At 66.3% G+C, this 17,209-nt stretch carries 16 protein-coding genes; 15 read left to right on the forward strand and 1 reads right to left on the reverse strand.

Features of this window, described 5'->3' with window-relative positions; all coding sequences use genetic code 11:
* Positions 1 to 56 precede the first annotated feature (56 nt).
* The 14 genes from FBX97_RS15330 (at position 57) to FBX97_RS15395 (ending at position 15,873) form a co-directional block, all read left to right on the forward strand.
* Positions 57 to 3,167 carry a FimV/HubP family polar landmark protein gene (locus FBX97_RS15330; RefSeq protein ID WP_141833031.1) on the forward strand — a complete coding sequence of 1,037 codons (3,111 nt, stop codon included), beginning with the start codon at positions 57 to 59 and terminating at the stop codon, positions 3,165 to 3,167.
* A gap of 9 nt (positions 3,168 to 3,176) precedes the next feature.
* The gene (gene truA, locus FBX97_RS15335; protein WP_141833033.1) at positions 3,177 to 3,977 is read left to right on the forward strand and encodes a tRNA pseudouridine(38-40) synthase TruA; all 801 of its coding nucleotides are present in this window, start codon (positions 3,177 to 3,179) and stop codon (positions 3,975 to 3,977) included.
* 63 nt (positions 3,978 to 4,040) lie between these two features.
* The gene (locus FBX97_RS15340; RefSeq protein ID WP_141833035.1) at positions 4,041 to 4,703 is read left to right on the forward strand and encodes a phosphoribosylanthranilate isomerase; all 663 of its coding nucleotides are present in this window, start codon (positions 4,041 to 4,043) and stop codon (positions 4,701 to 4,703) included.
* A 14-nt stretch (positions 4,704 to 4,717) separates the two neighbouring features.
* The gene (gene trpB, locus FBX97_RS15345; protein ID WP_141833037.1) at positions 4,718 to 5,962 is read left to right on the forward strand and encodes a tryptophan synthase subunit beta; all 1,245 of its coding nucleotides are present in this window, start codon (positions 4,718 to 4,720) and stop codon (positions 5,960 to 5,962) included.
* A 22-nt stretch (positions 5,963 to 5,984) separates the two neighbouring features.
* The gene (gene trpA, locus FBX97_RS15350; RefSeq protein WP_141833039.1) at positions 5,985 to 6,785 is read left to right on the forward strand and encodes a tryptophan synthase subunit alpha; all 801 of its coding nucleotides are present in this window, start codon (positions 5,985 to 5,987) and stop codon (positions 6,783 to 6,785) included.
* A gap of 143 nt (positions 6,786 to 6,928) precedes the next feature.
* Complete coding sequence (locus FBX97_RS15355; RefSeq protein WP_141833041.1) at positions 6,929 to 7,693, forward strand: DUF6624 domain-containing protein; 765 nt, start codon at positions 6,929 to 6,931, stop codon at positions 7,691 to 7,693.
* 44 nt (positions 7,694 to 7,737) lie between these two features.
* The gene (locus tag FBX97_RS15360; protein ID WP_255517477.1) at positions 7,738 to 8,130 is read left to right on the forward strand and encodes an ASCH domain-containing protein; all 393 of its coding nucleotides are present in this window, start codon (positions 7,738 to 7,740) and stop codon (positions 8,128 to 8,130) included.
* Between the two features lie 133 nt (positions 8,131 to 8,263).
* Positions 8,264 to 9,136 (forward strand): acetyl-CoA carboxylase, carboxyltransferase subunit beta, encoded by an 873-nt coding sequence (gene accD, locus FBX97_RS15365; RefSeq protein ID WP_141833043.1) that lies wholly within the window; start codon positions 8,264 to 8,266, stop codon positions 9,134 to 9,136.
* Between the two features lie 64 nt (positions 9,137 to 9,200).
* The gene (gene folC / locus FBX97_RS15370) at positions 9,201 to 10,499 is read left to right on the forward strand and encodes a bifunctional tetrahydrofolate synthase/dihydrofolate synthase (protein WP_141833045.1); all 1,299 of its coding nucleotides are present in this window, start codon (positions 9,201 to 9,203) and stop codon (positions 10,497 to 10,499) included.
* A 25-nt stretch (positions 10,500 to 10,524) separates the two neighbouring features.
* Positions 10,525 to 11,616: an SPOR domain-containing protein gene (locus FBX97_RS15375; protein ID WP_141833047.1), complete on the forward strand. Its 1,092-nt coding sequence runs from the start codon at positions 10,525 to 10,527 to the stop codon at positions 11,614 to 11,616.
* Positions 11,617 to 11,683: 67 nt separating this feature from the next.
* Positions 11,684 to 12,172, forward strand: a complete 489-nt coding sequence (locus FBX97_RS15380; RefSeq protein WP_141833049.1) for a CvpA family protein — start codon at positions 11,684 to 11,686, stop codon at positions 12,170 to 12,172.
* A 35-nt stretch (positions 12,173 to 12,207) separates the two neighbouring features.
* Positions 12,208 to 13,731: an amidophosphoribosyltransferase gene (gene purF / locus FBX97_RS15385; RefSeq protein ID WP_141833051.1), complete on the forward strand. Its 1,524-nt coding sequence runs from the start codon at positions 12,208 to 12,210 to the stop codon at positions 13,729 to 13,731.
* 66 nt (positions 13,732 to 13,797) lie between these two features.
* Entirely contained in the window at positions 13,798 to 15,039 is a 1,242-nt protein-coding gene (locus FBX97_RS15390; RefSeq protein ID WP_141833053.1) for a cystathionine gamma-synthase family protein, read from the forward strand.
* A gap of 108 nt (positions 15,040 to 15,147) precedes the next feature.
* Positions 15,148 to 15,873 carry a tetratricopeptide repeat protein gene (locus FBX97_RS15395; protein ID WP_141833055.1) on the forward strand — a complete coding sequence of 242 codons (726 nt, stop codon included), beginning with the start codon at positions 15,148 to 15,150 and terminating at the stop codon, positions 15,871 to 15,873.
* Between the two features lie 65 nt (positions 15,874 to 15,938).
* On the opposite strand, the gene lexA is transcribed toward FBX97_RS15395, so the two are convergent.
* Positions 15,939 to 16,595: a transcriptional repressor LexA gene (gene lexA / locus FBX97_RS15400; protein ID WP_141833057.1), complete on the reverse strand. Its 657-nt coding sequence runs from the start codon at positions 16,593 to 16,595 to the stop codon at positions 15,939 to 15,941.
* A 224-nt stretch (positions 16,596 to 16,819) separates the two neighbouring features.
* Between lexA and rpsF the strand changes: the two genes are divergently transcribed.
* Positions 16,820 to 17,203 carry a 30S ribosomal protein S6 gene (gene rpsF, locus FBX97_RS15405; protein WP_036232978.1) on the forward strand — a complete coding sequence of 128 codons (384 nt, stop codon included), beginning with the start codon at positions 16,820 to 16,822 and terminating at the stop codon, positions 17,201 to 17,203.
* Positions 17,204 to 17,209 lie beyond the last annotated feature (6 nt).

Here is a 17,209-nt window from a genome sequence, read left to right on the forward strand (position 1 = left end):
GTTGCTGAGACCTCTGGGCAACATCTTTCTCCCGCTCAACTCACTCGGTTCCGAATATGCACTCCACCCACCGCCTCCCGTTGAAGTCGTCCGCGCTGAAGAAACTCACTGCGGCGGTCGCCAGTGCGTTGGTCCTGAGCTCGGCGGCCCATGCAGCCGGACTGGGCAAGCTGACCGTGCTGTCCGCCCTCGGGCAGCCGCTGCGTGCCGAGATCGAGTTGACGTCGGTATCGCCCGAAGAGGCGTCCGGCCTGGTCGCCAAGCTGGCCTCGCCGGAAGCCTTCAAGACCGCCAACATCGAATTCAATCCGGCCCTGCTGTCGCTGCGTTTCAACGTCGAGCAGCGCGGCGGCCGCCAGTTCATCCGCGTCAGCTCGAGCCAGCCGCTGAACGAGCCTTTCGTCGACCTGCTGCTGGAACTGTCGTGGAATAACGGGCGCCTGGTGCGCGAATACACCTTCCTGCTCGATCCGGCCGAGCTGCGCGCGACGCAGTCGGCCCAGGTGGCGGCAGCCGACAGTGCGCGGACGCGCAGCGAAGCGGCGCCCGCAGCCGGACGTGCGCGCGCCGACGAGACGCGCCAGGCGGCCGAACGTCCGGCCGCCACCCGCCGTGCGCAGGAAGAGCGAGCCGAGGGCGCCGCCCGCGGCGGCTCCCCCGGCGGAGCCTCTTCTCAATACCGCGTGCGCCCGGGCGACAGCCTGGGCAAGATCGCCGCCCAGCTGAAGCCGGCCGAGGTCTCGCTCGACATGATGCTGGTCGCGCTGTACCGCGCCAATCCGGACGCCTTCATGGGCAACAACATGAACCGCCTGAAGTCGGGCCGCATCCTGGCGGTGCCGGGCGCGGATGCCGTCGGCGCCATCGGCGATGGCGAGGCGCACGGCGTGGTCGTCGCGCATGCGGCCGACTTCAACGCCTACCGCAACAAGCTGGCCGGCCAGGTCGGCGCCGGCGAAGCCGAGAAGACCCCGCGCGCCAGCCAGAGCGGCACCGGCAGGATCAGCGCCAAGGTCGAGGAGCGCCCGACCGCGGCCAACGAATCGCAGGACCAGCTGCGCCTGTCCAAGGCGGCGCCGAGCGCCCCGGCCGGGAAGGGCGCCACCACCAGCACCGAAGACACGATCGCCAAGCAGCGCGAACTGGAAGAATCGCAGACGCGCGTGAAGGAACTCGAGCGCAACATCACCGACCTGCAGAAGCTGGCCGAGGTCAAGAACAAGGCCGGCGCCGAAGCGCAGAACAATGCCTCCGCGCCCGCAGCCGCACCCGCTGCCAAGGCCCCGGATGCCGTCGTGACCGAGAACAAGCCGGTGCCCAACAAGCTGCCGCCGATCAAGCCTGCGGCGAATGCGGCCGACAAGCCGGCCGCAGCGGCACCCGAGCCGGGCCTGTTCGACTTCATCATGGACAACCTGACCTACCTCGGCGCCGGCGCCGCCGTGCTGCTGCTGGCCGCGCTCGGCATTGCCCAGCGCCGCAAGAAGGCCACGGGCAAGGCCGTGTCCGAACCGTCGATCCTGGGCGTGCCGACCGAGCCCCAGCATTCGATGTTCGCCGAAGCCGGCGGCCAGAGCGTCGACACCAACAACAGCGTGTTCAATTCGAGCTTCGCGCCGTCCGCCAGCCAGCTCGACACCAATGAAGTCGACCCGGTGGCCGAAGCCGACGTCTACATCGCCTATGGCCGCGATGCCCAGGCCGAGGAAATCCTGAAGGAAGCCCTGCGCACCCATCCGGAACGCCTGCCGGTGCGCCTGAAGCTGCTCGAGATCTACGTTGCGCGCAAGGACCAGCGCGCCTTCGAAACCCAGGCCGGCGAGCTGTACGGCATCACGCGCGGCCAGGGCGACGAGTGGGCGCAGGCCGCGGCGCTGGGCCGGGCTATCGATCCGCACAATCCGCTGTATGCCGGCACCGGCGCCGGCACTGGGCTGGGCGGGGCCGCCGCCGCCGGCCTGGCTGCAGGTGCCGTCGGCGCCGGCGTGGCCGCTGCCGCGGCTCCAGCGCCGGCCCACGACGATCTGCTGTCGAAGGACCTGGACGACGCCTTCCTGGCCGCCGATGCCGCCGACAGCGCGCATGGCAGTGGCGCCGATGCGCCGCGCGAGCCGATGAGCTTCGACCAGCATTTCGCCGGCGCCATGGCCACGGCCCAGCCGGCAGCCGCCCCGCCGGCTCCAGCCCCGGCCCCGGCCCCGGCCGAAGACGACAACCTGCTCGACTTCGACCTCGGCGGCCTGGCCTTCGAGCCGCACGCCGCCGACCAGACCGCGCTGCCGACCCCGGACGTCCGCGAGATCACCGCGTCCAACGACGTGCCGGACCTCGAGTTCGACATGGGTGCCTTCGACCCGGCCCCGGCCGCACCGGCAGTGGCACCGGTTGCCGCGCAAGTCGCGCCGGCCGCCGCCGACGATCCGCTCGACTTCTCGTTCGACATGGACTTCGGCGCCACCCCGGCGCCGAACCCGGTGCCGCACGTGGATCCGCACCTGGCCGACGAGCTCCTGCCGGTCCCGGGCAGCGCGCCGAACACCGACATCGACATGGCCAACCTGGCCCGCGAATTCGATTTGCCCGACCTGCCGAGCGAGCTGCACACCGGCGTCCCGGCCACGCCCGAGACGGCGTCCCGGTCCGCCGGGCTGAAGGATCCGCTGTTCGACCTCGACGCCATGGACTTCGGCCTCGAAGACAAGCGTCCGGCAGCCCAGGGCAATCCGGCGCCGGACCTGGCCTTCGATCTGCACGACACGCTGGACGACACGCCGCCGGCCGCCACCCCGGCGCTGGCGCTGGACGACGATCCGTTCGCGCTGCCGGCGCTCGACGGCCTGCCGCCGGCGACTCCGGCGCCGGTCGAGAGCGCCCCGTACGCGCCGCACGGCCTGCTCGAACCGCAGCTGGAAGCGCCGGGCTTCGACCTCGACCTGGCCGCCGAACCCGACACCCCGTCGCTGCCGCTGCCCGAAGTGCATGACATGGGTGCTGGTGCTGAACTATCGCCGGCCCACATGGAGATGGAAACCAAGCTCGACCTGGCCATCGCCTACCAGGAAATCGGCGACAAGGAAGGCGCGCGCGAGCTGCTCGATGAAGTGATCAAGGGCGGCACGGGCGAACAGATCGGCCGCGCCAACGCCATGCGCGCGGCATTAGCATAAGGTTTTCAGTTGAGAAGAATTGCAATGGGTGTCCAGTACGTGGGCACCGCCTGGAACGGGTACCAGAAACAACCTTCGCGCGATACGGTCCAGGACCGTCTCGAAATCGCGCTCGAAAAATTCGCCTGCACACCGATCGCCACCGCCTGCGCCGGCCGCACCGACGCCGGCGTGCACGCGATCGAGCAGGTCGTCCACTTCGACACGGAGCTGGTGCGCCCGGCCCAGTCCTGGGTGCGCGGCACCAATGCCTTCCTGCCGGAGTCGATCGTGGTGCGCTGGGCGCACGAAGTCGCGCCCGACGCCGAGGGGCAGGATTTCCACGCGCGCTTCTCGGCCCGCTCGCGCACCTATCATTACGTGCTGTACAACCACCCCAATCCATCGGCGCTGCTGGCCGGCCGTGCCGGCTGGGTGTTCCGCCCGCTCGACGTCGAGCGCATGCGCGCTGCCGCCCGCCACCTGATCGGCACCCACGACTTCAGCAGCTTCCGCGCTTCGGGCTGCCAGGCCAACACGCCGGTCAAGCAGATGCACCGGGTCGACATCGCACGCCACGGCGACGTCATCGTGTTCACGGTACAGGCCTCGGCCTTCCTGCACCACATGGTGCGCAACATCGTCGGCTCGCTGATCTACGTCGGCACCGGACGCAACGAGCCGGACTGGATGCTGGATGTGCTGAACGCCCGTTCGCGCGACGCCGCGGCACCGACCTTCATGCCCGACGGTTTATACCTTGCTACAATCGACTACGATGCGAAGTGGGGCTTGCCGCAAGAGCCGGTGTCGCCGCTTCCCTGGTTATAACACCACCACCACGTTGTCCCTGCCTGCGCAGGGACGACGTAGCAACCGCACGTAGTCGACATCATGCAACGCACCCGAATCAAAATCTGCGGCATCACCCGCGAACAAGACCTCCACGCCGCCGTCGCCGCCGGCGCCGATGCCCTCGGCTTCGTGTTTTATCCGAAGAGCCCGCGCTTCGTCGCGCCCGAACAGTTCGCCGCGCTGGCGCCGGCGCTGCCGCCGTATGTCAGCGGCGTCGGCCTGTTCGTCAACGCCACGGTCGGGCAGGTGCACCAGGCGGTCAATGAAGGCCCGATCGCGTTGCTGCAATTCCACGGCGACGAGACGATCGACGAGTGCGCGGCGATCGCGGCAGCGGTAAAGCGCCCGTTCGTGCGGGCGTTCCGGGTCAAACCCGACACAAGTCCTGCCGATTTGCTAGAATCGGAAGCTCAATACCGCGCCGCCAGCCCCTGGTTCACGGGCCTCCTGCTCGACACCTGGGTCGATGCCTACGGCGGCGCAGGAAAGGTCTTCGATTGGTCAGTTATTCCAAAAGAGCTCGCGCCTCGGGTCGTTTTGAGTGGTGGCTTGAGCGTGCAAAACGCGACTAGCGCGGTGGCGCAAGTACGCCCCTATGCGGTCGACATCAGCAGCGGTGTCGAGGAAAGCAAGGGGATCAAGGATGCCCGCAAGATCGCCGCGTTCGTCGACGCGGTGCGGGCTGCCGATGCCATGACCTGACAAGCGAAACCAGAATGAAAAACATCCCCGACAGCGGCACCAAGGTGCTGTTCAAGACCCCCGACTACCAACTGCCGGATGCGAGCGGCCACTTCGGCCCCTACGGCGGCTCCTTCGTCGCCGAAACCCTGAGCCACGCGCTGGCCGAACTGAACGAGGCGTACGCGCGCTACAGCCAGGATCCCGAGTTCCTGGAAGAGTTCCGCTACGAGCTGGCCCACTTCGTCGGCCGCCCGTCGCCGGTGTACCACGCCAAGCGCTGGTCGCAACAGCAGGGCGGTGCACAGATCTTCTTCAAGCGCGAAGACCTGAACCATACCGGCGCCCACAAGATCAACAACGTGATCGGCCAGGCCCTGCTGGCAAAACGCATGGGCAAGCCGCGCATCATCGCCGAGACCGGCGCCGGCCAGCACGGCGTCGCCACCGCCACCATCTGCGCGCGCTTCGGCCTCGAATGCGTGATCTACATGGGCAGCGAAGACGTCAAGCGCCAGGCCCAGAACGTGTACCGCATGAAGCTCCTGGGCGCGACCGTGGTGCCGGTGGAATCCGGCTCCAAGACCCTGAAGGACGCGCTCAACGAAGCGATGCGCGACTGGGTCACCAACATCGAAAACACCTTCTACATCATCGGCACCGTGGCCGGCCCGCACCCGTACCCGATGATGGTGCGCGACTTCCAGTCCGTGATCGGCGAGGAATGCCGCGTGCAGATGCCGCAGATGACCGGCCGCCAGCCGGACTACGTGGTCGCCTGCATCGGCGGCGGCTCCAACGCGATGGGCATCTTTTACCCGTACATCGACGAGCCGGGCGTGAAGCTGGTCGGCGTCGAGGCGGCCGGCGAGGGCATCGATTCCGGCAAGCACGCGGCCTCGCTGAGCGCCGGCTTCCCGGGCGTCCTGCACGGCAACCGCACCTACCTGCTGCAGGACGAGCACGGCCAGATCATCGAGACCCACTCGGTCTCGGCCGGCCTGGACTACCCGGGCGTCGGTCCCGAGCACGCCTGGCTGAAGGACATCGAGCGCGCCCAGTACGTGTCGATCACCGACGACGAGGCGCTGCAGGCCTTCCACGACTGCTGCCGCATCGAAGGCATCATCCCGGCGCTGGAATCCTCGCACGCGATCGCCTACGCGGCCAAGCTGGCGCCGACGCTGCCGAAGGACCAGATCATCCTGGTCAACCTGTCCGGCCGCGGCGACAAGGACATGCACACGGTCGCGCAGCGCGCCGGCCTGAACTTCGGTTGATAACAATAATAGAGAGCACAGCATGTCCCGTATCGAAACGACTTTCAACGCCCTGAAAGAGCAGGGCAAGACCGGTCTCGTCACCTTCATCACCGCCGGCGACCCCGGCCCGGAACTGACCGTACCGCTGCTGCACGCGCTGGTCGCGGGCGGTGCCGACGTCCTGGAACTCGGCGTCCCGTTCTCGGACCCGATGGCCGAAGGTCCGGTCATCCAGCGCGCCTGCGAACGCGCGCTCGCCTTCGGCATCAGCATGAAGGACGTCCTGAACTACGTGCGCGAATTCCGCCAGACCAACCAGCACACCCCGGTGGTGCTGATGGGCTACGCCAATCCGATCGAGCGCATGGGCCAGAAGGAATTCGTGCGCCAGGCCAGGGAAGCGGGTGCCGACGGCGCCATCGTGGTCGACTATCCGCCGGAAGAGTGCGCGGACTTCGCCGCCGAGATGAAGGCCAGCGACCTCGACCTGATCTTCCTGCTGGCGCCGACCTCGACCACGGAGCGCATCCAGCAGGTGGCGCGCCATGGCGGCGGCTTCAGCTACTACGTGTCGCTGAAGGGCGTGACCGGCGCCGGCAGCATCGACACCGCGGACGTGGCGCGCCGCGTGGCGGCGATCCGCGAGCATGTCAAGCTGCCGATCGGCGTCGGCTTCGGCATCCGCGATGCCCAGACCGCGAAGCAGGTGGCCGAGGTGGCCGACGCGGTCGTTATCGGCAGCCGCATCATCCAGGAACTGGAAAACACGCCCAAGGAGCAGGGGCCGGCGGCGGTGCAGGCTTTCGTGGCCGGTATCCGCACGGCGCTCGACGGCAAGTAAGCGCTCAGCTAAGCGCTCAAGTAAGCGCTGCACAACCGGCGGTGTATCCGCCGCCGTTCCGACCGGGGCCATGGGCCCCGGTTTTTGTTTGCCAGCACGAAAAACTGGGTTATATTGACAGTTGGTAAACTTTCTCTTCTAACATGATGATCCGTTTCCCGGCCGTGGCCCTTGCCATTCCCATCCTGTTCGCCGCCGCGCCAGCCCTGGCGGTGGAATTGTCCGGTGCCCTCGTCAGCTCGACCGGCACGCTGCCGCCGGCAGTCAAGGTGGTGGCGCAGGGCGAATCCTTTGGTCAGTCGCCGATAGCGGGCAAGGTCGAGGGCGGACGCTACCTGATCCAGATGCCGGACACGGGCCGCTACCATATCGTGGTGCGGGCCGAGGGGTGGGAAGCCGCCCCCAAGCTCATCTGGGATCCGAAGACGGCCGGCGCCCTCGACATCCTGGTCTATCCGGCCGAGGTGCCCGAGCCGGCACTGGCGGCCGAGCTGATCGAGATGGGCAGCCAGGAGCGCGTGAAGCCCGGCGACCGCGCACGTGAGAAGCGCCTGGGCGCGATCATCGACGCCAAGGGCTGGCCCTCGGTGTCGATGGTCGGCTACGAAGCCGCCGCCGGCGCCTGGACCGTCGTCCAGCATGCCTCGCCCGCCTTCCTGAAGCGCTGCCTGCCGCTGATGCAGGCCGCCGCCGGCAAGCAGGAGATCAATCCGCAGCATCTTGCACTCTCGATCGACCGCGCCCGCGTCGAAGCCGGCAAGCCGCAGGTGTACGGCAGCCAACTGCGCGATGGCAAAGGCGGCAAACTGGAACCCTACCCGATCGAAGACGCCGCCCACATCGAGGCGCGCCGCGCGGCGATGGGCATGGAGCCGCTGGCCGATTACCTGGCCCGTGTCGGGCACTGATGCGGGCGTGAGTTCGACAACGATCCTGCCGCTACGCCCGAACCATGAGCCGATACAAACGCCTGACCTTCTGGGGCGCCGACGAACACGATGACAGCCTGGTGCGCGAAGTGATCGCCGGCCACAAGACCGTCACCGCCGACGTGGTCGCCGATTACTACGCCGGCTACGGCGAACTCGGCGACGGCGGCTATGTCGCCGGCGACCTGATCGAGGTGCTTGACGGCCAGCGCCGGCCGCGCTGCCTGATCCGCGCCACCCGGGTCGAGATCATCCGCTTCGGCCACATCCCCGAGCCGGTGTGGCGCGGCGAGGGCTTCGCCAGCGCGCGCGAATTCCAGGAAGTGCACGTGCGCTGCCTGCCGCAATACGACCTGCACGAGGAGGTCGAACTGGTCGCGCTGCACTTCGAACTGGTCGAGGTCATCCAGCCCTGAAGGCGCGCAAGCCGCATCCGGACTGGTTTTCAAGCTTGTCGAACAGGCAAGGGCTTACCCGCAAGAATTCGACAAGCGGAATCCGAACGGCTACACTACGCCCAAATTCAGCTATGCCGCAAAGGAGAACAATATGAGTTGGTTGGAAAAACTGCTGCCCCCACGGATCCAGCGCTCCGATGCCGCAAAAAAACAGACCATGCCCGAGGGCCTGTGGGTCAAGTGCCCGTCGTGCGAAGCCGTGCTGTACCGCACCGACCTGGAGTCGAACCTGCACGTCTGCCCCAAGTGCAACCATCACATGCGGATCCGCGCCCGCGCGCGCCTCGACGCACTGCTCGATGAAGGCGGCCGCTACGAGATCGGCCAGGACGCGCTGCCGGTCGACACCCTGAAGTTCAAGGATTCCAAGAAATACCCGGACCGCCTGAAAGCGGCGATGGACGCCACCGGCGAGACCGATGCGCTGATCGTGCAGGGCGGTTCGATCATGAGCCTGCCGGTCGTGGTGGCCTGCTTCGAATTCGAATTCATGGGCGGTTCGATGGGTTCGGTGGTCGGCGAGCGTTTCGTGCGCGGCGCCCAGATCGCGCTGGAGCAGAAGGTGCCCTTCATCTGCATCACCGCCACCGGCGGCGCGCGCATGCAGGAAGGCCTGCTGTCGCTGCTGCAGATGGCCAAGACCACGGCCATGCTGACCAAGCTGTCCGAGAAAAAGCTGCCTTTCATCAGCGTGCTGACCGACCCGACCATGGGCGGCGTGTCGGCTTCGTTCGCCTTCATGGGCGACGTCGTGATCGCCGAACCGAAGGCGCTGATCGGCTTTGCCGGCCCGCGCGTGATCGAGAACACCGTGCGCGAAAAGCTGCCGGAAGGCTTCCAGCGCGCCGAGTTCCTGGTCCAGAAGGGCGCCGTCGACATGATCGTCGACCGCCGCAAGATGCGCGAGGAAATCGCGCGCCTGCTGGCCCTGCTGCAGAACCAGCCGGCCGACGTCATCGCTTAACAGCCAAAGAAAAGCACCAACGAAGGGCGGCTCCATCGGCCGCCCTTTGCCGCTTCAAGCCATCATGCAAAACTTCCCCACCACCTTGCCCGCCTGGCTGGCCCTCCTCGAGTCGCGCCATGCCGAAACCCACATCGACATGGGCCTGGACCGCGTGCGCGCCGTCAAGGAGCGCATGCAGCTGGCCTTCGGCTGCCCCGTGATCATGGTCGCCGGCACCAACGGCAAGGGCTCGACCTGCGCCATGCTGGAAGCCGTGCTGCTGCAATCCGGCTACCGCGTCGGCCTGTACATCAAGCCGCACTTCCTCGACTTCAACGAGCGCGCCCGCATCAACGGCGACATGGCCACCGATGAAGCGCTGGTGGCGGCGTTCGACTTTGTGGAAAAATCGCGCGCCGAGACCGACCTCACCTATTTCGAGTTCACCACGCTGGCGATCATGCACCTGATCTCGCAGGCCGGCGTCGACGTCGCCATCCTCGAGGTCGGCCTGGGCGGGCGCCTGGATGCGGTCAACGTGATCGATGCCGACGTGTCCATCGTCACCAGCATCGACATCGACCACAAGGATTACCTGGGCGACACGCGCGAGGAAATCGGCTTCGAGAAGGCCGGCATCTTCCGCCCGGGCAAGCCGGCGATCTGCAGCGACCCGGTGCCGCCGCAATCGCTGATCGAACACGCCGAACAGATCGGCGCCGACCTGTGGCTGCTGGGGCGCGACTTCAACTACCAGGGCGACAAGCAGCAGTGGGCATTCGCCGGCCGCAGCCAGCGCCGCAACTCGCTGGCCTATCCGGCCCTGCGCGGCGCCAACCAGCTGCTGAATGCATCGGCTGCGCTGGCCGCGCTCGAGGCGCTGCGCATGCAGCTGCCGGTCGGCGCCCAGGAAGTGCGCGCCGGCCTGGCGATGGTCGAACTGCCGGGCCGCTTCCAGGTACTGCCGGGGCGCCCGACCACGGTGCTGGACGTCGCCCACAACCCGCACGCGGCGGCGGCGCTGGCCCAGAACCTGGGCAACATGGGCTACCACCGCTACACCTACGCGGTGTTCGGCATCATGCAGGACAAGGATATCGAGGCCGTCATCGAGCACGTGGCACCGCTGGTCGACCACTGGTGCCTGAGCACGCTGCCGTCGCCGCGCACCGCCGACGTGCAGGAGCTGGCCGCGCTGGTCGAATCGAAGAAGCCGGCCGGCGCCAAAGCGGACGAATTTTCGGTGAAAACCTTCGCCGATCCGGCCGCGGCGTTCGCAGATGCAACTAGCCGTGCTGGTCAGGATGATAGAATAGTGGTCTTTGGCTCGTTCTATACCGTGGCCGGCGTGATGGCCGCCCGCAAATCCTCTCTTCACTGACCTGACTTCACGAAGCTGACATCGCATGGGCTTGTTCTCGTTCCTCAGTAAAAACAAGCAAGGCCGCGCAGCCGAAGACAGCGGCCGTTTCTACAGCAAGGACGACGACGCCGCGATCGGCGAGCGCGCCCGCGCCAAACGTGCCTCGAATGCCGGCGGCGGTGCCAGCCGCCGTCCCGGCAACGATCCGATGCTGCCCGAAAAGAAGCGCGCCCGCCGCCGCCTGGTCGGCGCCATCGCACTGGCCCTCGCGGCCGCGGTCGGCCTGCCGATGCTGCTCGATTCCGCGCCCAAGCCGCTGGCCGGCGACATCGCGATCCAGATTCCATCCAAGGACAAGGCGGCACCGCTGCCGGTGCCCGGGGAGCCGGCAGCCAGCAGTTCCGGCCCGGCCGACGAACAGCCGGCGCCGCAGGGGGCGCCGCGCGCAGCGGTGAGCGAGAAGGCCGTGGCAGCCCGCGATAGCGTCGGCCAGGATGAGGAAATCATCGATGCGCCGCCGCCGGCCGCGAAGCCGAAAGCGGAAGTCGCCAAGGCCAAACCCGAACCAAAGGAAGCCAGGCCCGATCCGCGCGTGGCCGAACGTGCCGAGCGCGCCGAACGCGAGCGTGCCGAACGTGCGGACAGGGAGCGTGCCGAACGCGTGGCGCGCGCCGAGCATGAACGCGCCGAGAAGGAGCGCGCCGACAAGGCCGAGCGCCTGGCACGCGAGCGCGCCGACAGGGAGAAGGCCGAACGCGCCGAGCGTCTCGAGAAGCTGCGCGCCGAAGAGCGGGAAAAGGCGCGCCAGAAGGCCGACGACAAGCCGGTCAAGCCGGTGCCGGCCCAGGGCCCGGCGCACAGCGACAGCCGCGCCGTCGCCATCCTGGAAGGCAAGCCCGCCGCCAGGGACAAGGAACAGGACAAGCCGGGGGACGCCGGCGGAGCCAAGGTCACGCTGCAGGTGGCCGCGATGTCGAGCCAGGAAAAGGCCGCCGACCTGCAGGCGCGCCTGCGCGGCGCCGGCATCAGCTCGCACACCGAAAAGTTCGGCGACCTGATCCGCGTGAAAGTCGGTCCGCTCAGCAAGGACGAGGCGGCCAGCGTGCGCGCCAAGCTGAACAAGCTGGGCCTGTGATCGCGCTCCGCTACCTTCACGCATCGCTCCCCCGCACCATGAATGTTCAATATCCCGCCAGCGCGCCGTGACGATCTTCGACTACCTGGTCCTGTTCATCCTGGTTGCATCGGTCGTCATCAGCACGCTGCGCGGCCTGGTCAAGGAAATCCTGTCGCTGGTCGGATGGGTCGCCGCCTTCGTCGTGGCGAACGCCTTCGGCGCCAAACTGGCACCCATGCTACCATCCGTGTTTCCGGGCGAGACAGTGAGACTGATCGTTGCCTTCATCGCATTATTTCTGGGCGTCCGCGTGCTGATGGGTTTGTTGTCGCTGGCGCTCGGCGCCCTGATCGACGCCACCGGCCTGACGCTCGCGGACCGCGGCCTCGGCGGTTTGTTCGGACTCGGGCGCGGCATTGTAATCGTGCTGGCCGGGGTCATATTGTGCGGGATGACATCCATCCCCCAACAGGCTTTCTGGAAAGATGCGCTGCTGTCGCCGATGGCGGAAGCGGGAGCGCAAACCATCAAGCCTTTCTTGCCTGCTGCCCTGGCGCAGCATGTTCAGTTTTGATTTCTTCACTTAGCTGTCAGTTTTAGGAGCGCACCATGTGTGGCATCGTCGGCGTCGTCTCGCAAGCCCCCGTCAACCAGCTGTTGTATGACGCATTGCTGCTGTTGCAGCACCGCGGCCAGGATGCGGCAGGCATCGCAACCAATCACAGCAGCATGTTCTCGATGTACAAGGCCAACGGCCTCGTGCGCGACGTGTTCCGCACACGTAACATGCGTTCGCTGCAAGGCAATTCCGGCATCGGCCACTGCCGCTATCCGACCGCCGGTTCGTCCAGCGAAGAGGAAGCACAGCCGTTCTACGTCAATGCGCCGTTCGGCATCACGCTGGCGCACAACGGCAACCTGACCAACCAGGCGCACCTGAAAGACGAGCTGTTCCGCAACGACCGCCGCCACATCAACACCGATTCCGACTCCGAAGTGCTGCTCAACGTGCTGGCCCACGAAGTCCAGCAGGCCGCCAACGGCTACTCGCTCGACCAGGAAGCCGTGTTCAAGGCGGTCGCCATGGTGCACAAGCGGGTGCGCGGCGCCTACGCCGTGATCGCCCAGATCGCCGGCCATGGCCTGCTGGCCTTCCGCGACCCGTTCGGTATCCGTCCGTTGTGCATCGGCGTCAACGAGACCGAGCACGGCCCGGAATACCTGGTCGCCAGCGAATCGGTGGCCCTGGAAGGCCTCGGTTTCCGCTTCATGCGCGACATCGCCCCGGGCGAAGCCGTCTGGATCGACAACGACAGCAACATGCATGCGCGCCAGTGCGCCCAGAACCCGTCGCTGAATCCGTGCGCCTTCGAATACGTGTACCTGGCACGCCCGGACTCGGTGATCGACGGCGCCTCGGTGTATGCGACCCGCCTGAAAATGGGCGAATACCTGGCCGACAAGATCCGCCAGGAGATCCCGGTCGAAGACATCGACGTCGTGATGCCGATCCCGGATTCCTCGCGCCCGGCCGCGATCCAGCTGGCCCTGAAGCTCGGCGTCGAATACCGCGAAGGCTTCATCAAGAACCGCTACATCGGCCGTACCTTCATCATGCCGGGGCAGGGCATGCGCAAGAAATCGGTGCGCCAGAAGCTGAATGCGATCGCCTCGGAATTCAAGGACAAGAACGTGCTGCTGGTCGACGACTCGATCGTGCGCGGCACCACCAGCCGCGAGATCGTGCAGATGGCGCGCGAAGCCGGCGCCCGCAAGGTATTCTTCGCCTCGGCCGCGCCGCCGGTGCTGTACCCGAACGTCTACGGCATCGACATGCCGACCCGCGACGAACTGATCGCCCACGGCCGCACGGTGGAAGAGGTGTGCCGCGAGATCACCGCCGACCGCCTGGTCTACCAGGACATCGAGGCGCTGAAGAAGTCGATCATGGACGTCAACCCGGCACTGACCAGCGTCGAAGCCTCCTGCTTCGACGGCGTCTACATCACCGGCGACATCACGCCGGAGTACCTGGACCGCCTGGAGAACCACCGCCACAAGTCGTCCGGCAAGTCGTCGGAAGACGTGGTGCGGACCCAGCTGAACCTGAATCCTGCGGTTGCGGCAGAATAAAGTAAGATCATCGGGCGCCACGGGCGCCCGTTTTCATTTCCGAGCATCAAACACACAAGAACGACCATGAGCGACAAGACTCCCTACGGTTTCACCACCACCATCCTCCACAACGACCGCCGCAAGCCGATCGAACAGAACTCCCTGCACAAGCCGATCCACACCTCGGTCGCCTTCGGCTATACCGATGCGCGCCAGCTGGCCTCGGTCTTCCAGGGCAAGGAGCCGGGCTTCCGCTACGGCCGCCAGGGCAACCCGACCGTGTCGGCGCTGGAAGACAAGATCACGCAGATGGAAGACGGCGTCGCCACCCTGTGCTTCGGCACCGGCATGGCGGCGATCGGCGCGCTGGCCCAGGCGCTGCTGAAGGATGGCGACCACGTGGTGTCGTCCTCCTTCCTGTTCGGTAACACCAACAGCCTGTGGAATACCGTGGCGGGGCAGGGCACCGAGGTGTCGTTCGTGGACGCCACCGACGTCGCCAACGTCGAAGCCGCACTCCAGGAAAACACCCGCCTGGTGTTCGTCGAGACCATCGCCAACCCGCGCACCCAGGTGGCTGACCTCGCCCGCATTGGCGAGCTGTGCCGCCAGCGCGGCATCCTGTACGTGGTCGACAACACCATGACCACGCCCTACCTGTTCCGCCCGAAGGCGGTGGGTGCCGGTCTGGTGGTGAATTCGCTGACCAAGTCGATCGGCGGCCACGGCATGGCGCTGGGCGGCGCCCTTACCGACACCGGCGTCCACGACTGGAGCGCCTACCCGAACATCGCCCCCAACTTCCGCAAGCTGGCGCCGCAAGCCCAGGGCATGGCCCAGCTGCGCGCCAAGTCGCTGCGCGACTTCGGTGCCTCGCTGGCGCCGGAAGCGGCGCACCACATCGCGGTCGGCGCCGAGACCCTGGCGCTGCGCATGGAGCGCACCTGCGGCAACGCGCTGGCGCTGGCGAGGATGCTGGAAGCCGATGAGCGGGTCGCGGCCGTGTATTACCCGGGCCTGGCCTCGCATCCGCAGCACGCGCTGACGAGCGAGCTGTTCCGCGCCTCGGGTTCACTGTTCTCGTTCGAGCTGAAGGACGGCATCGACTGCTTCGACTACCTGAACCGCCTGCGCGTGGCGATCCCGGCCAGCAACCTGGGCGACACCCGCACGCTGGTGATTCCGGTGGCCCACACGATCTTCTTCGAGATGGGGGCAGAGCGCCGCGCCAGCATGGGCATCGCCGAGTCGCTGATCCGGGTGTCGGTCGGCATCGAGGACACCGAGGACCTGTTGCGCGATTTCGGCGACGCCTTGAACGGCTGAGCCGGTAAATTCCGGTAAAGCTCCCCCATGCCGCCGCGCTCCCCAGTTGAGCCGGCGGCACACTGGCGTTATGATCGTACATTGCTTTCCATTACGATCACGCCTGTCATGAAAACTGTCCTGTTTTGCGCCGCCTTGCTGTGCAGCACCGCCGTCATGGCGGACGAGCTCGCCGACGCCGACGCCCTGTTTGCCAAGAAAGCCTATCCGCAGGCGCTGCAGAAGTACACCAAGCTGGCGAATGCCGGCAACGTGATGGCCCAGCAGCACCTGGGCGAGATGTATTTCTATGGCGAAGCCGGTGCCGAAGACATGGACAAGGCCGCCGAATGGTTCCGCAAGGCCGCGGCCAAGGGCAACGCGGTGGCAATCGCCACGCTCGACCTGATGAAGCAGCGCGATGCGCGCCGCGCCGACATCGATTACTGGATCGTCAAATACGACGGTGCCGACTTGCGCAGCGGCGACTACCGCTGCCCGGCGCCGCGCTTCCCGGCCATGTCCAAGGTCAACGACGACATCGACCGCTATAGCGCCAGGATGAAGGACTGGGAAACCTGCCACAACCGCTTCGTGAAATACCTGAACGCGTCGATGCCGCTGACCAAGCGCATTCCGGAAGACGTGAGCAAGCTGATGACGGCAAGCGAGATGGAAAGGGCGACTGCCCACCTGGACGAGGTCGGCAAGCGGGTGGCGGAAGACACCCAGGTCGGCGGCAAGCTGGTGGTGGCCGACTTCACGGCCTGGCGCAATGCGACCGAGGCTTACGTGAGCGAGCACAACGAAATGGTCAAGAACGCGCCGCCGCCGGAGCCGGCGGAGAGCCGCTAGCCCAAAAACGTCGTTCCCGGCAATGCCAGGAACGATGTTTTGTATCTCGTTGTGTATCTAAACGCTTAGTGCCAGGAACGCATCAAGCCAACCGCCAAGCCTTCGAGCGCGAACTCGTCGGTCTGCGGATCGACCGTGATCACCGAGAACTCCGGATTTTCCGGCAGCAGTTCGATGACGGTGCCGTTCTTGCGGTAGCGCTTGACGGTGACTTCTTCGCCGATGCGGGCGACCACGATCTGGCCGTTCTTGGCGCTGTCGACTTTCTTGACGGCCAGGATGTCGCCGTCGCAGATGCCGGCGTCGCGCATCGACCAGCCCTTGACCTTCAGCAGGAAGTCGGGCTTGGCCGAGAACATGGCCGGGTCGACCGCGTAATTGGCCTCGACGTGTTCCTGGGCCAGGATCGGCGAACCGGCGGCGACGCGGCCGACCAGCGGCAGCGACATCAGCAGGGCAGCCGGCACGTGCGGCATGGCGGCCGGCTCGGGCGCCGCCGGCGCCGCCGTGCCGCCGAGCAGGCGGATGCCGCGCGAGGTGCCGGGGGAAATTTCGATCGCGCCCTTGCGCGCCAGGGCTTGCAGGTGTTCCTCGGCGGCGTTGGCCGAGCGGAAGCCAAGCTCTTGCGCGATTTCGGCGCGGGTCGGCGGGAAGCCGGTGTTGTCGATGGCTTCCTTGATCAGGTTAAGGATCTGTTCTTGCCTTGCAGTGAGCTTAAGCATGGGGTCAGTGAATCATGGGTGCTGGGACAGACTGTATTTTTGTACAGTATTGCGCTGCACGCAAGGGGATTCGTGGATTTCGGCGATTTTTTTGTCACAAACCAGTGCCTCACAAACCGATTGAGCGCTTGACGTTTTTCCGGTTATAATGTTGGGCTTTCCCTTCCCACACTCGTCTTGACGCCGAGGTGGGCATTTGTTTAAACGTCCTCAAGGAGTAATGCATGCGTCATTATGAAATCGTGTTTATCGTCCACCCGGACCAGAGCGAGCAGGTCCCGGCGATGATCGAACGCTACAAGACCACGGTCACCTCGCGCGGCGGCAACATCCACCGCGTCGAAGATTGGGGCCGTCGTCAAATGGCTTACCAGATCCAGAAACTGCCGAAGGCACACTACATCTGCATGAACATCGAGTGCGACAACGAGACCCTGGTCGAGCTGGAAACCGCATTCAAGTTCAATGATGCCGTGCTGCGTCACCTGACCGTGAAGATGAAGAAGGCTGAAACCGCACCGTCGCCGATGATGAAGTCGGTCCAGCGCGAAGACGCAGCCAAGAGCCACCGCGCAGAGCAGGCAGCCGCTCCGGCCGCTGCAGCCTAAGCCACG

Origin of the sequence: Herbaspirillum sp. SJZ107, from assembly GCF_006715485.1 — a bacterium.
Lineage (GTDB): Bacteria > Pseudomonadota > Gammaproteobacteria > Burkholderiales > Burkholderiaceae_D > Telluria.

Coding starts and splice junctions, on each gene's coding strand:
- FBX97_RS15330 (WP_141833031.1), top strand. CDS start 57: ATGCACTCCACCCACCGCCTCCCGTTGAAGTCGTCCGCGCTGAAGAAA.
- FBX97_RS15340 (WP_141833035.1), top strand. CDS start 4,041: ATGCAACGCACCCGAATCAAAATCTGCGGCATCACCCGCGAACAAGAC.
- trpB (WP_141833037.1), top strand. CDS start 4,718: ATGAAAAACATCCCCGACAGCGGCACCAAGGTGCTGTTCAAGACCCCC.
- trpA (WP_141833039.1), top strand. CDS start 5,985: ATGTCCCGTATCGAAACGACTTTCAACGCCCTGAAAGAGCAGGGCAAG.
- FBX97_RS15355 (WP_141833041.1), top strand. CDS start 6,929: ATGATGATCCGTTTCCCGGCCGTGGCCCTTGCCATTCCCATCCTGTTC.
- FBX97_RS15360 (WP_255517477.1), top strand. CDS start 7,738: ATGAGCCGATACAAACGCCTGACCTTCTGGGGCGCCGACGAACACGAT.
- accD (WP_141833043.1), top strand. CDS start 8,264: ATGAGTTGGTTGGAAAAACTGCTGCCCCCACGGATCCAGCGCTCCGAT.
- folC (WP_141833045.1), top strand. CDS start 9,201: ATGCAAAACTTCCCCACCACCTTGCCCGCCTGGCTGGCCCTCCTCGAG.
- FBX97_RS15375 (WP_141833047.1), top strand. CDS start 10,525: ATGGGCTTGTTCTCGTTCCTCAGTAAAAACAAGCAAGGCCGCGCAGCC.
- purF (WP_141833051.1), top strand. CDS start 12,208: ATGTGTGGCATCGTCGGCGTCGTCTCGCAAGCCCCCGTCAACCAGCTG.
- FBX97_RS15390 (WP_141833053.1), top strand. CDS start 13,798: ATGAGCGACAAGACTCCCTACGGTTTCACCACCACCATCCTCCACAAC.
- FBX97_RS15395 (WP_141833055.1), top strand. CDS start 15,148: ATGAAAACTGTCCTGTTTTGCGCCGCCTTGCTGTGCAGCACCGCCGTC.
- lexA (WP_141833057.1), bottom strand. CDS start 16,595: ATGCTTAAGCTCACTGCAAGGCAAGAACAGATCCTTAACCTGATCAAG.
- rpsF (WP_036232978.1), top strand. CDS start 16,820: ATGCGTCATTATGAAATCGTGTTTATCGTCCACCCGGACCAGAGCGAG.